This is a genomic window from Oscillospiraceae bacterium (genome assembly GCA_009780275.1).
Taxonomy (GTDB): Bacteria; Bacillota; Clostridia; order Oscillospirales; family UBA929; genus WRAI01.
Window position 1 is genome coordinate 1 of sequence record WRAI01000029.1, and the last position, 14,600, is coordinate 14,600.

9 protein-coding genes are annotated in these 14,600 nt (G+C 50.2%); all 9 read left to right on the plus strand.

Translation table 11 applies throughout. The features are described 5' to 3' along the window. On the plus strand, positions 1-482 hold a 482-nt coding region (locus FWE06_08525; protein ID MCL2547213.1), incomplete at its 5' end, for a hypothetical protein. A gap of 24 nt (positions 483-506) precedes the next feature. Then, the gene (locus FWE06_08530; protein ID MCL2547214.1) at positions 507-1,238 is read left to right on the plus strand and encodes a hypothetical protein; all 732 of its coding nucleotides are present in this window, start codon (positions 507-509) and stop codon (positions 1,236-1,238) included. Positions 1,239-1,240: 2 nt separating this feature from the next. Further along, positions 1,241-1,954, plus strand: a complete 714-nt coding sequence (locus tag FWE06_08535; GenBank protein MCL2547215.1) for a hypothetical protein — start codon at positions 1,241-1,243, stop codon at positions 1,952-1,954. 22 nt (positions 1,955-1,976) lie between these two features. Beyond that, positions 1,977-4,601, plus strand: coding sequence for a BspA family leucine-rich repeat surface protein (locus tag FWE06_08540; protein ID MCL2547216.1), 2,625 nt, complete (start codon positions 1,977-1,979; stop codon positions 4,599-4,601). Between the two features lie 346 nt (positions 4,602-4,947). Further along, entirely contained in the window at positions 4,948-5,820 is an 873-nt protein-coding gene (locus FWE06_08545; protein MCL2547217.1) for a hypothetical protein, read from the plus strand. Between the two features lie 424 nt (positions 5,821-6,244). After that, positions 6,245-6,985, plus strand: a complete 741-nt coding sequence (locus tag FWE06_08550; protein MCL2547218.1) for a LytTR family DNA-binding domain-containing protein — start codon at positions 6,245-6,247, stop codon at positions 6,983-6,985. Further along, entirely contained in the window at positions 6,985-8,355 is a 1,371-nt protein-coding gene (locus FWE06_08555; GenBank protein MCL2547219.1) for a hypothetical protein, read from the plus strand. Before FWE06_08550 ends, FWE06_08555 begins: the two co-directional genes overlap by 1 nt. Before the next feature lie 648 nt (positions 8,356-9,003). Next, complete coding sequence (locus FWE06_08560) at positions 9,004-13,947, plus strand: hypothetical protein (protein ID MCL2547220.1); 4,944 nt, start codon at positions 9,004-9,006, stop codon at positions 13,945-13,947. Then, entirely contained in the window at positions 13,944-14,549 is a 606-nt protein-coding gene (lepB, locus tag FWE06_08565) for a signal peptidase I (protein MCL2547221.1), read from the plus strand. The genes FWE06_08560 and lepB overlap by 4 nt, the downstream gene beginning before the upstream one ends. The last annotated feature ends 51 nt before the right edge of the window (positions 14,550-14,600 follow it).

Below are 14,600 nucleotides of genomic sequence, written 5' to 3' on the forward strand. Positions count from 1 at the left end.
CAAGTCGTTTGACTGAAATGGATAGATATGAGGATGGCGTTCTGTTATATGCTTTTCTGATAGATTACTCTAATGTGAGTATGGAGTCTTATCTATATGTGTGGGTCAATCCTAATACAGGGGCGCCAATCATATTTGAGGAGTCTAGCATGTATGCTAAAATTCCTGACATTATGTTTCCTATACCTATGCGCGATGGTGAGATAATTCCCTATGATTGGGTACGGTTTCCATATGATATATCAGCACAATATGGATTTTTTGATATGAGCGTTATGGAAATATATAAGGAGCAGCTTAGAGATGCGGGCTTTTCCCAAGGAAGCCCAGAGGAAGATGCAGCTGTGTCCTTAGAATCGATATGGCTCTATAATGTGCTAGATGAATCGCCATATGGATATTATGACTTATTTGACCAATTGTTTGTGCATATACACAGTTACGCAGATGGCGAAGGATTCAGTATAATTATGTTCCGCTAATTCAAGTGCTGGAAGATACGAATTATGAAAAAAATTATTTTAGCCATCTTGATTATCATCATATTAGCAGCTTTGTTAGCTGCGGGTATATGGCTTGTCTCCCGTAACGGCGACACTGAAGTCGAACCTATGCCTACGCCGGAGCCTACACCCACTGAAACTACGCAATATACACCAACCATTGCGCCAACGCCTGAGCAGACGCCACAAAATGACGATATCTCCGAGGAGTTACTTTGGCGCTTTGGTGAGGGTAGCATAATATCTCGCTTGCCCGATATGGACAAACAAGAAAATAGCGTTTTGCTATACGCTTTTTCAGTGGATTATTCTGACATAGGGCATGAAAGCGTTCCTGCTAATGCTCTTGTTCATGCGTGGGTTAGTTCTACTACGGGGGAAATTATAAGATTTAAAGAGCCTAGCTTGTATGCAAATATTCCAGACAGTATGTTTCCTATTCCCATGCGTGAGAGCGTAGCGATTCCGTATGAACTTTTTCGACCTCCTTCAACTGATGAAATGGAAACCATTTATATATTCTCAGATGTAGATGTTGCGGAGTTATATAAAGTACAGCTTAGGGCGGCTGGTTTTGCTGATCAAGGTAGTGCTGGAAGAGTCCAATCATTTTGGATGTATGATAGAATAGACTACAACGGAACGAAATTACTCGTAGAAATAGATATTCTTGAAAGTGGCGAGGTTCGTATAGCGATGTACATAAATTTCTTTCCGTGGCTCCTGGATAACTAGACATGAAAAAAATTATTTTAGCCATCTTGATTATCATCTTATTAGTAGCTTTGCTATCTACTGGTATATGGCTTGTCTCCCGTGACGGTGACAATGAAGTCGAGCCTGCGCCTGAACCAACATATACAGAAACCGCGCAACCAACGCCAACCGATGAGCCAACACCAACAGACACGATTACGCCAAGTGAGTACGCAGAAGCGTTGGAAATACTGCGAGAGGAATTTGGAGAAGGTATGACATTCACTCGTCGTACTGACTTAGACAGATTCATTAATGAGTTTCGCGATTACGCTTTTATGGTGACCTTTTCTACACGAGGTATCACACGTTACTTAATTGCATGGGTTGATACGGGTTATGGTTGGGTATTTTTGGATGAAGAAGCCGTTCTCTATACCCTCATACCCGACCCTGTGTTTCCAATGCCTATGCGTGATGGCGAACAGATTCCATATGATATAATTGTTGCATTTTCTATTGATGAAAATTGGGTGAGTTATGGTTTCGATGATTTTAGTGTCATGGCGTTGTATGAAGCTCAACTGCGAGAGGCTGGTTTTGTGGACCATGGGCGTGTCGATGGAGGCACTAGACGGGCTGATGCTATGTGGACATTGGATGATAATGACGCAGGAGAGCAGTTCATTGTATTTTTTGACCGAGGGGAAGAGGCGGGCGTATCAATCACCATGCAGATTGAACCTTTAAGTTAATGTTGCACAAGGAGTAATCATCATGAAAAAACTAACATCTCTCATCCTCACTCTCTGTCTACTGCTATCTCTAGCACCTGCAGTTGCAGTGGGAACTACCCCTGCCGGCACTCCCTTCGCCACCCACGCCGGACCCCTTAACCTCCCCAACACCAACCGTTCATATTGGCGGCTATACAGCGACGAAACGCTGGTCATCACGCAGGGTACCATCGAACGCGGCATATCAACAACCAGCCCATTCGCCATTGTGCCGACGCATGTTTTTCCTATCCGCCGTGTTGCCTTCCAAGGCCCGACTTGTGCCGGCACATCATTGCACTCATTTTTCCGCGGCCTGCACGAAGTCACGGGCTTCTATGACTTGTCCTACCTAGACACATCCAACGTCACCACAATGGCGCGAACATTCGAGGGCATGAGCCGTCTTGAAACATTGAATTTGTCCAACTTCGATACCCGCAATGTCATTGACATGACAGACATGCTGGCCGGCATGATATCATTGCGAGAGATTACGTTGGGTGCGAACTTCAACTTTATCGGCAACGTCGGTCTGCCACCAATCACCCCCAACGCAACATATACAGGCCTATGGACAAATGGCACCTTGTCGCTCACATCTGACGAACTCACAACACTCGCCAACCCGCAAGGCACATGGGTATGGCAGCAACGCACAGGCATTGACACTTTGGCATTACAAGCTGTCGTTGCATTGGCGAATTTACATACAAACAGTAACCTGTACACCCCCGCAAGCTGGACGCCGTTTGCTACAGCACGAACTGCCGCGTTGACACTCCTGCCCGATGTAAATGCAACACAAGAGCAGATTGACGCGGCAACAGCAGCACTGCAAACTGCCTTAGACGGCTTAACCCGCCGCGCTGAGTTTAGCTTGCTGCAAGCCATGATAGGTGCCGTTGATCGGCGGCATGAGGTGAATTACACCCCCGCAACATGGGCGGCACTCTTCGCCGCAAGAACAACGGCAGTTGAAATGGTGGCGGCTCTCAATGCAACTCAACAAGAGGTTGATGCGGCTTTTGCCGAACTGTCTGCCACCATGCACAGCTTAGTCCCACACCCAGACCGTACCACCCTGCAAGCCACTCTCGCATTGGCTAATCCGCGACAAGAGCTTAACTACACCCCGCGTAGCTGGGCGCCGTTTGCGCCTGCAAGGGTTAACGCACAAGCCGTATTGGATAACCCCAACGCCAATCAAGCCGAGGTCAATTGGGCAACCGCCGCTTTGCGTGATACCATGAACGCACTTGTCATTCGCGCTGATGTAACGGCGTTGCAGAACTTGGTCAATGCCGCCAACTTGCGAATTGAAGCAAACTACACCACCGAAAGCTGGGCGCACCTCGTGCGTGCGCTTGGCTATGCTAACGCAATCATCAACGAGCCGAACGAGAGCCAAGCTGTTGTAAACGCACGCGCAGCAGCCTTGCAAGGTGCGCTAAACGCGCTTGTACACCCTATATTCGATATTCAACTTATAGTCGAGGACGAGATTGTGTTCTCCACAGAAACCGAGGGCTATGCCGCAATCTCACCCCGCAATGTGTCGATTGTCAACATCGGCAATCAGCCGACCGGCGAAGTGACAATTACATTGTCCGGCGCAACCCCAAGCGCATTTACACTCAGTACAACAACGATTGATAACATTGCGCCCTATTGGAGTGGCAGCTTCACAATTGCACCGGCCCTCGGCCTTGCGCCCGGGATATATACCGCAACGGTCACTGTCCAAACGGCGCATAACACAGCGCAATTTGATGTTACCTTTACCGTACACGCAATCCCACCATTCCGCTGGTCGCTATGGTTGTTACTTAGACAGGTAGAAGTATACCATTCACGCGGATTTACGCCTGAAAGCTGGGTGCCCTTTGCCGAGGCGCGTAGCCATGCGCAAGCCGTTCACGATGACCCTGATGCAATACAGTCACAGATTGACGACGCTTACGACACTTTACGCGAGGCAAGAGCAGGTCTTGATTTGATGTTCTTGCTATGGAACCCGTTTGAAGACATCCATCGCGGTCAGTGGTTTTATTATTATGTGCAAGCAGCGTTCAGCAATCAAATCATGCTCGGCACGAACCCTACGACATTTTCGCCATATATGTCATTCTCACGTGCACAAGCGGCGGTGATGTTCCACCGCATGATGGACGATGTGGAGCCGATTCCATTCGAGCCGATTTTCACTGATGTGCATGACGAGCGTTGGCATACCGACGCCATCATGTGGGCGGCACACAATGATTTGATGCGTGGTGTGGGGTATGTCGCACCTTCACCTGGTGCCGACAGTTCTGACATATTGGGTCCAGCGGCACGCTGGTTTGACCCGCATCGCGACCTTATGCGCGTGGAACTGGCAGTGTTTTTCCATCGCTATGCCGCGTTCTTAGGGCATGACACCACGGTACGGCAAAGTGAGCGATGGAGCAATTATGAGGACATTCACCTATTGCACTCATGGGGCATCGATGCCATGATGTGGGCGGAGTATCATGGGTTGTTATCCATGCGGGCAGATAACTTGCTCATGCCAAATGCGGCGGCCATGCGTTATGAGGCTGCGGTGGTCATGACACGCTTTTGGGATGCCTTTGGCTGGTGATAGCTAAAAGGTAGTGCTTAGCGTAATCCATAGGGGTGTCACCTCGTTTGGTTTTTTCGATGTCTATTTACAATGGACTTCCGGCGAGAGAGCGGACAGCATCTTTTTCATCAGATGAATACATATAAGTTCCTTAATACCATCCGCAAGCTGCGGTTGATATTAAGGAACTTGTTTTTTACTTCTTGAAACAAGAAAAAAGCTCATGCTTATATGTCGCGTTTGCCGTGCAGCAAGTAATGTAAGCAGATGAGATGATAATAATGGCAAACACTAGACATTGGGTGGGTTCTATGGTATGCTGAGGTTACGTCGCCACCATTACATCCCATAAAGGAGATACACAATGTCAAAAGCACACGATAATCCCGCGCTGTCCAACGAATTTGACGCCATGATTACCGGAAAATACACCAATCTTTTTGAGCAAGTAAGCGGAACAGTCTTTAAGTCTTCGTTGCCGTTTATCGAGTATGTCAAGCCGCGTTGTGAAGTGGACGCCGGTGCACACTATTATTTACACTCAACATTTGACAACTACAAAACCGCCTCGATGACTGTGGATTTAAGCGAAGTGAGCGCGAACTGCTATGCGACCAAAGGTCCCAATAAAGGCAAGCAAACACGAAACGCATACATATGCTTGACGCCGACGACATCGAAAATGATTTGCGATATCGGTTTAGTGAAGGGCAGCGGTGAGAAATGGGCACCGTTTGCGTGGGGGAAAATTTGGGCGAAAGAAGGCAGCATAGAGTATTTCGTCAAAGATGGACTTGGCGAGCCGATTGACGGAACGCCGACCATCGAAGTTAAAGTCGAAAAATACAGCGACGATGACTATGATTATTTCAAAGCGGTGATGACTAACCTTGACGAGAATAATGTTATTTGCACATTAGTTGTTCGGGAAGATAAATGGACTATTTACAACAAAGATGATGAATTTGAACCATGGGGTCGTTTTGTGCGCTTTGCTTCGCTCGTTCCGATGATTCCGCCCTATGGTGTCAACGACACTGCCGACGGCAGCTACCTTGACGCAACTTTGCGTAATTGTAAAATTGGCGGCAAGACATGGACGGACAAAGAAATCGAGTTCGCATGGTCTATTCAAGATGAAAATGTGCCGCATATTGAGCTTTCTGCGATAACACCGACATCCATAGGCATTGACGCAGACAGAGTCATTATTAAGCACGAACATCAAGTGCATTAAAAGCGCTATATTGATCCCATAAGACAAGGATTACATTGACTATGAGGGAGGCGTATACCGTCGAAAATGAGATGCCGCAAATATGCAAAATGACGATGGCGCAAACCGTTGCCACGTATTGGTTTTGCCAAGGATCTTAATCCTCACGCCGCCATTAAGAAAGAAATCCAAACACTCAACTGTTTCGTATCGGTAGGGTGTTTGGGTTTGTTGTTGGAGCCGAACAAAAAGGGTGTGTATGCGTTGGCCATATCTTGCCATACCAGGCGATGTTTCCTAAAAAAATGTTGAAATTTATGTTTATAATACCAAAATTTGAAAGAAAGCATTTACAAGTTGCAAAAAAAGTGTTATAATATAAGAAACGGAGAAATAAATGACAAAAATAGACATTGAACTCTAAAATTAGAGTTGGGAGGCACCTATGCAAAGGAGCATGAAAATTATTACTTGTGAAGATAATAGGCAAGAACAGCAGATATATACAGAGTATTTGCACGCTCTCGGGGAGAAGCATAGCGTTAGGATTGAGTTGACTGTTTACAATTCGGCAAATGTTCTACTTTCAGAAGCACAAAAGGCTGATATTTCGGCAGACTTAATTTATATGGACATCAATATGCCCGGCATTACCGGAGCTGAAGCGGCAATAAAGTTGCGCGAATTGGGGTATCAGAATGACATCGTGTTTCTGACCGCGTCTAAAGAGCATTTCCGTGGTGCGTTTGATGTGCAGGCCTTGCATTATATCGTCAAGGGTGAAACCAGCATGGCGGAATTTGAAAAGATTTTTTTACGCGCTCTTCTCGCAAAAGGCGAAAGGAATCAAAAATATGTTGTCTACTGTGGTGGTGGAGAAACGCGGAATATACCGCTTGATAGCATTCAGTATTATGAAACACGTCGCGGCATTGTCACGGTGCATTACGATAAGGATAAGAGCTTTGAATTTCCGCAGGAGAACTTGCAGGAAATTGAAAATGATTTAGAGGGATACGGCTTTTTTAGGAATTATCGGTCATGTCTTGTCGCCCTATCGGCAATTGAGAGTATTGTCTATAATGAAATCACTTTGCATAACGGAAAAAAACTTCCACTGAGCCGCCATAAATACGCTGAGCTGAAAGCACTTATCAGACCCGGTAAGGGCAAAACGGTGAAGTAATGAGAAACGCGAGACTAAGGACTGTAAGTATCAGCACATTCACGATGCTGATATTTGTGGTGCTGATTTTGTTTTTAGTGCCGGCTGTGGCAGCGACGGAGTATAACTGCGCGGCAGGGCGCCATAGGTATAATGTGACTGTTCGTGAGCCTACCGCAACCGCGGATGGCGAGAGGTTGTATGTTTGCGAATTGTGCGGGCACCGCCATATTCGGATTTTGTTTGCGACGCAATGCAATTGGAGTGAATGGGTGATTGATGAGCATCCGACATGTACGCAACCGGGGCAACAGCACCGTGTTTGCACAACTACGTCTAACCACCACAGGGAGACACAAACCATCGCGGCGTTGGGGCATGACTTTGTATTGACAGCTTCTGTAAATCCAACTTGCACAACGGTTGGCACGAGAACGTATACTTGCCGGCGGTGCGGCCATGTTCGTACAGAGACGCTCGCGGCGCTGGGACATGAGCATGAGGTGACGGTGACTGATCCGACTTGTACAGATGAAGGCGCGAGAACCTATGCTTGCGCGCGGTGCGATGACAGCCGAACGGAAACATTCGGGGAGGCGTTGGGACATAGCTATGTAGAAGAAATTACTACGCAGCCAACGTATGATGAAGACGGCGTAAAAACATTTACCTGCGAGCATTGCGGCGATAGTTATACAGAATCTATCCCGGCGCTTGTGCGGGATGAGTATTATTATTATGAGCCGCATGAGTGCGAATTTATTCTGTATTCGGAACAGCCGCCTTGTTGTGAAGACGAGGGCTATAGTGTCTATATCTGCACCGTTTGCGGTGAAACTCGTATGGAAACCATCGCCGCTACGGGTCACGATTTCGGCGATTGGGTTACGGATAGAAATCCTACGTTGTTTCGCGCCGGTCGCCGTCATACGGCATGCGGCAATCCGGCTGAATGTCTTGTGTTTGAAATCATCCCGCGCTTAGTTACGCGAGAGTTGAATTACATTGATATGATAATGGCGCCTGTGAATCTGGGCTTTTTGATTTTTTTCATGCTGCTGTTGTTTTTTGACTTAGATGTTATTATATGGGATTTGCGCAAGCGCCTTAAAGCGAAAAAGGCTAAGAGGCTGAAAATTATCTGCGCGTTGTGCGCTGCGGCGTTGATGCTGTTTATCGTGATGATGCCGTTGATGCTTCTCTTGCTGATTTCAAACATGAGCTATATGAATTTGCTGGCATTTACTGCCATTGTGTCGATTGTATCCACCGGGGTTTGTCTGCGGCATTACTCGCACCGCCGGCGTATTGCGCTGAACGGAAGCCGAGGTGTCTATCAGGCAGGAAAACAGCATGGATTGCTGGTCAGCGGAAACAGAGTCAAAACATAGGATAGAATCAAAAAAAGCGACACATTTGTTTTGAAATGTGCCGCCTTTTTGTTGCTGCGCTCGTAAAAACTGCAATTCGGCTCTAATTTTCTGCAATTCAGCTGAAAAGCGTTTACAGAAAATGAAAAGTGTAGTATAGTATCCAACACGAAAGTTTTCCGAAATAAATTACGGTAAACAAGTTGTGCTCTTGGCCCAATGGGCGAATCTGCAATTCAGCCTGATTTTTCTGCAATTCAGTCGAAGACGAACATACAACGCAAAGTTTCGCGCTATACTGTTCAATAACGGGAAACAAACCGGCCAAATAGCTCGTTTGGGCAAGAAAACTGCAATTCAACCCCGAAAAACTGCAACTTAGCCGGAAAGTGTATACAAATATGAAAATGTGTGTTATGATGCGCAACAGTGTCACATGGATAGTTAGCAGAGACAGCAAAATCGCCCGTTTGGGTGTGGAAATTGCAATTCAGCCTGATTTTCCTGCAATTCAGCCGAAAAGGTTGACAAAGCGCAAAAGTTGTGTTACAGTGTCAAATAATTGAATATAAATTACGGTAACTCTGGTATAATATACAAACTATGTAAGTTTGATAAAGTGCGTAAAGGTAACCGAAGTTTCAAAACAAACAAGGAGAGTTTATTGTTATGCGACCAATTTATCTGAAAAATAATCTACAGGGCAGGACGATGACAGTCTTGCTTATCGTGCTGAGCGCTCTGATTATCTTTGCGGCTGTTGCGCTTGTGAGCACGACGTATGCCGACAGTGACGGGGTTGGTTATACGATGTACGCCGGAACGGAGTATACCGAGTACACCGAAGAGGAAACGCCTGCTGAGTACACGGAGTATACAGAGGATGCCGGCGAAAGCGGCGAGGAAACACCTGCTGAGCCTACAGAGACAGAGGGATCAGAAATCGGAGCGGGCGGCTACATCAGTGGAAATGGCGGCGGCTCCGAAGTTGAAAGCGGCGCAGACGTTGGGAACAACAACGAACAGGAAACCCTTGGCCCTGTGGCCGGTACAGTGCTCAGCATTCATGTTGGCGATGACGCCGCAATTACGATGAATCTGGCTGATACGAGATATTGTGCCGTACTCGATGGGCATTACCTTTATATTACGTTGCCGTCGATGACAATTGCGGCGACAGATATAAGCGTTACGCTGCCCGAGGGGTGGGAGCTAGACCGCATCAGTCACGGCATGACAGAGAGTAATGACGCCGGCGAGATGGAAACCCAACGGATAGGGCCTCAGCCGTACACCCTTGTTCGTATCAGACATACATGGCTTGACAGCACCGGCGAAACGCGCGTCGGTATTATGCCATTGGCAACATCACTGTCAGGTTGGACGAATCATGAGGTTAATAGCCATGCGACGTTATACCGCGCCATTACATACAGTACCACCCAACAATCGGATAACCGCATTATTGCGATAACCGGCAGTTTTAATATGACTACTGCGATAGCCATTCCTGCGGGTCGGCGCATCAAAATTGTATCGCGCGGCACAAACGTGAGCAACTGGACGCTGGCTGCCGGCTATCCGAGGCACACGATACAGCGCTACTCCGGAGGGGGTACTGACTGGAGGACCGGACGGCACTTTGTGATTCACAACGGCCCTAACCGGACCCTATCCAGCGGCACTTCCGCCCCACCGCATCGCCACCCCACCACGGAGTTGACTTTGGCGCATGTCATTTTGTGCGGAGATCCGAATGTGCCAAGCTTGACATCGGCTGTTACGTTTACCCGCGGCGGTGTGATTGGCGATGGCACTCACACTCGCTTCACCATGCAGAACGGTGCTATGATTCGGCGCTGCCGCACTACCGCCGAAACCGGCGGCGGCGGTGTGCAAATAAGGTTCGGCAACTTCACCATGCACGCCGGTGCTGTATTGGAAAACAACTTGGCAAGCAACAGCGGCGGCGGCCTCCAAATGCAAGGCGGCACGCACGTTATACATAACGGAACCTTCCGGCACAACAGCTCAAGGAGTGGCAGCGGCGGGGGTATCCAAGGGGTTCAGAATGCTGCAATTACGATACATAATGTTACTATTCACAACAATCGAGCTCAGTTGAACGGCGGTGGTTTGGCTCTTGATGGCGCTACCGCTACTATCAATAACGGCACTATTAGAAATAATGATGCTGTGGCGCGCGGCGGCGGCATACGCAACAACAATTCCACAATTACCATGCATAACGGTGTAATTTACGAAAATCGAGCTGCAGACAGCGGCGGCGTAGATATTACAAATGGCGGTCTCTTTGATATGCGCGGCGGTCACATCCGTACCAATGCTACGACGATAAATAATACACCCATTGCAACGGGCGGCGGCGTTGGTGTACATCTAGCCCCTGTCGCGAGATCCCGCTTCCACATGCGCGGCGGCGTTGTCGGCACCACCAACAATCCCATCGGTACGGCAGGAAACGCGGCGACGCGCGGCGGCGGTGTATGGGTTGGAACCGGCGGAGAATTTAGAATGTTTGCTTCTGCTGCGGACACTGCGCCTCGAGTTGATGGTAATCGGTCGACACTGGTTGCCACAGAAGGTGGCGGTGGTGTACATGTGGCCTCGGGTGGCTTTTTGATAATGGATAGCGGAACCGGTACCATTACCAGGAATACAGCCGCAGGCTCCGGCGGCGGCGTAAACGTAATGGGCGGCGGCAGTTTCACGATGGCCGGCGGTGCGGTTCAAAACAACACAGCTGCACGCACCGGCGGCGGTGTAGACGTGCTCGGCACATTTACAATGACCGGCGGTGTGATTCAGACCAATAATACGACAGATGGCAGCAATGCTGCCTTTGGCGGCGGCGGCGTGAGGGTCAGCGGTGCAACCGGGACATTCACAATGTCGGGTACTACCACCGCCACCATAATACGCTACAACATATCAGCCGTCAACGGCGGCGGCGTATTGGCGGCCAGCGCGGGGCAGTTTACCATGAACAACGGCCGCATCCACAACAACACCAGCCGCGGAACCCAGTCCGGCACCGGCGGCGGCGGCGTACACGCGCGCAATGCCAATACTCGTTTTACCATGAACGACGGTATTATTGACGATAACCGTGCGCCGGAAGGTGCCGGCGTATACATAAACGCGGCTCAAGAATTCCGCATGACGGGCGGCCACATCCGGAACAATCGCTATGCAAACACCTTAGGCAACTTAGGCAACGGCGACGGAACGGGCATCCCTCTCCGCGCCGGCGGCATACGGATGGTGAGCACGTCCTTGATTATGAGCGGCGGCACTATTGGCCATATCAACACTGCCGCACAGGGTAACAGAGCACATACCGGCGGCGGCGTGTACGCTAATGGTACGAGTGTGATCACAATGTCGGGCGGCAGAATTGCCTGCAATGCGGCAACTTCGACTGGCGGTTACGGCGGCGGTGCTGTGAGACTTTCAGGGGCATATGCTAACTTTACCATGAACAATGCCAATGCTATCGTAAATTCGAACACGGCGGCCGGTGCCGGCGGCGGCATAGAAGTAATGAACGGCGCCGGCTTTACGATGACTGCCGGTTCGATTCGTGCCAACACAGCCGTGCAGAGCGGTGGCGGCATATTTGCGCGAAGCGGCAGTTCTGTTACATTGAATGGCGGCACGGTTTACGACAACCGCACGACGGGCGGCACCAACCAGGGCTGGGGCGGCGGCGGCGTGGCTGTCACCGGTGCTGACTCTGGGCTCACGATGTCGAATGTCGGCACTGCGATCCGCGACAACACGTCAGCTGCCAATGGCGGTGGTGTGTTGGTGGCGATCGGGGCGCAGTTTACCATGAATAATGGTACTATTACAGGCAACACGGCGAACAGCGCAACGCAAGGCGGCGGCGGCGTGCATGTGCGCGGACGCGTTGCTGACGGGGATCGCGCGCACTTCCTCATGCAGGGCGGTACCATCGGCGGCACAACAGCCGCGCTCCGCAACACAGCTGTCAATGGCGGCGGTGTATATGTTACTGAAGCAACGTTCTATATCCCTGCGGGTACGACAGCCGCGATTGTAGGAAATCGGGCAACCGGCAGCGGCGGCAATCGCGGCGGCGGCGGTGTGCTTGTTACGGGTACTAATGCAGCCAATGCTGGTTTCTTTACGATGAGAAGCGGTGATATCAGAGCAAACACGTCCACGGGCACGCATACCTTAGACGGCGGCGGCGGTGTACTGGTCCAAAATAGTTTTGGCGGCTTTGCGCTGTACAATGGCACCATTCGTGAAAACGTAGCGCCTCACGGCGGCGGTGTACGAATTATCGGTTCGGGAGAAGCTTGGCAAATATTTACGATGCGCAACGGAACGATTGAAAACAACCGTGCTGTAGCGACAGGCTCAGGGCCTATGGGCGTCGGCGGCGGTGTTCATGTCCAAGGCACTCAGGCCACGATGTATAACGGCATCATTCGCAACAACCAGGCGGCCAGCGGTGGCGGCGTGCGTATATGGGGCACGGACGGATATTCTACGTTTATTATGAACGGCGGCAGCATTACAGGACATACGGTTTCCAACGATGGCGGCGGCGTGAATGTGACCAATCCTGAGGGTACGTTCCTCATGCAGGGCGGCACCATCGGCGGCACAACAGCCGCGCTCCGCAACACGGCAAGCAGCGGCGGCGGCGTAGACGTCAATGGTGGTGCGCGCTTCGTGCAAACTGCCGGCACGATTACGGGCAATAACGCCACTAATGTCGGCGGCGGTGTAAGAGTAGTAACGGAGGACAGCATTTTTGCTATGGAGGGCGGTACAATAGGCGGCGCGGCAGCCGCCAACGCTAACACAGCTGTTCACGGCGGCGGCGTAGATGTCAGTGATAGTGCGCACTTCTTGCAAGTTGCTGGCACGATTACAGGCAATAACGCCACAATGCACGGCGGCGGTGTAAGAGTAACGAATAACGGCAATTTTACTATGAACGGCGGTACAATAGGCGGCGCGGCAGCCGCCAACGCCAACACAGCTGTTCACGGCGGCGGCGTATGGACCGATAGCACATTCATTATCAACGGCACTGATGCTAAAGCCATTACAAGCAACAGAGCTAATTATGGTGGCGGTGTGTATGTGGCTCTGGCCGGACAAATGCGAATGATGCTCGATTCGAGCAACCTTGGCATTAGAAACAACAGAGCGGCGTTCGACGGCGGCGGCATCTTTACCGAAGACTATGAGTATGAGGCTAATTTGACGCTAACGGGCGGCACGGCAGTGTACTATCAAAACCTTACGCTCAACACGAATGTGGCATTCAGCGGCAACACAGCGGGCAACGGCGCATATAGTCCGCCGAACAATGCAAATATCACGACGGTGCCTAACATTCGCTGGAATTCGCTGAGTGTTCATGCAAATTCGCATCCGTTGAACAACTTTGATATCAACTATCGCAGGACCGATCCACCTCCTACAGGCATCAACTTGGGCGGAAACGGCACATGGGTGCTGCTGACGGCACTGATGGTCTTGCCTCTATCGGCATTCATCATCGTAAAAGTGGCGGTTCGTAAGCGGAGGGCAGGCCCACTGGCATGACAGAGCAAGATAACCAACAAGTAGAGAGGCCAAAGGCACAGCCGATTTCGATGTCCGATTTGCGCGCGCCCAAGGAAACGGGAAGACCGGCCGCCGCGCCGCGCCCGTCGAATTCGGTGTGGAAAGAGTTGGTGATGCTGGGCATCAAAATCGCGGTAATTCTGCTGGTAGCGGTGCTGGCACTCACGCTCATCTACGGGTTCCACCGTGTAAACGAACCCGATATGAGCCCCGCAATACGGGACGGCGATCTGGTGCTGTTCAACCGCCTGGACCGGACGTATGACATCAACGACCTGGTGGTGCTGGACTTTGAGGGGCAACGCCAAATACGGCGTGTGGTCGCGCAAGCCGGCGATGTGGTAGACATTATTGACGGCGGGTTGGTGGTCAACGGCTCGAGTGTGCAGGAGTGGGATATTTATTACGCTACGCATCGTTTCGAGGAGGGCGTAGATTTCCCGCTGGTGGTCGGCGAAGGGCAAGTATTTGTCCTGGGCGACGCACGGGAAAACGCAACAGACAGCCGAATATACGGCCCGATTTATATGCGCGATACGCTGGGCAAGGTCATCACCGTCATTCGGAATCGAAAATTTTAGCAAAAATAACGCGGATTCAACCGCTTTATTTATAAAAAACCAAAATCAAAA

Excerpts from the sequence above, each read along its gene's own strand:
- FWE06_08530 (MCL2547214.1), top strand. The coding sequence starts at position 507 with ATGAAAAAAATTATTTTAGCCATCTTGATTATCATCATATTAGCAGCT.
- FWE06_08535 (MCL2547215.1), top strand. The coding sequence starts at position 1,241 with ATGAAAAAAATTATTTTAGCCATCTTGATTATCATCTTATTAGTAGCT.
- FWE06_08540 (MCL2547216.1), top strand. The coding sequence starts at position 1,977 with ATGAAAAAACTAACATCTCTCATCCTCACTCTCTGTCTACTGCTATCT.
- FWE06_08545 (MCL2547217.1), top strand. The coding sequence starts at position 4,948 with ATGTCAAAAGCACACGATAATCCCGCGCTGTCCAACGAATTTGACGCC.
- FWE06_08550 (MCL2547218.1), top strand. The coding sequence starts at position 6,245 with ATGCAAAGGAGCATGAAAATTATTACTTGTGAAGATAATAGGCAAGAA.
- FWE06_08555 (MCL2547219.1), top strand. The coding sequence starts at position 6,985 with ATGAGAAACGCGAGACTAAGGACTGTAAGTATCAGCACATTCACGATG.
- FWE06_08560 (MCL2547220.1), top strand. The coding sequence starts at position 9,004 with ATGCGACCAATTTATCTGAAAAATAATCTACAGGGCAGGACGATGACA.
- lepB (MCL2547221.1), top strand. The coding sequence starts at position 13,944 with ATGACAGAGCAAGATAACCAACAAGTAGAGAGGCCAAAGGCACAGCCG.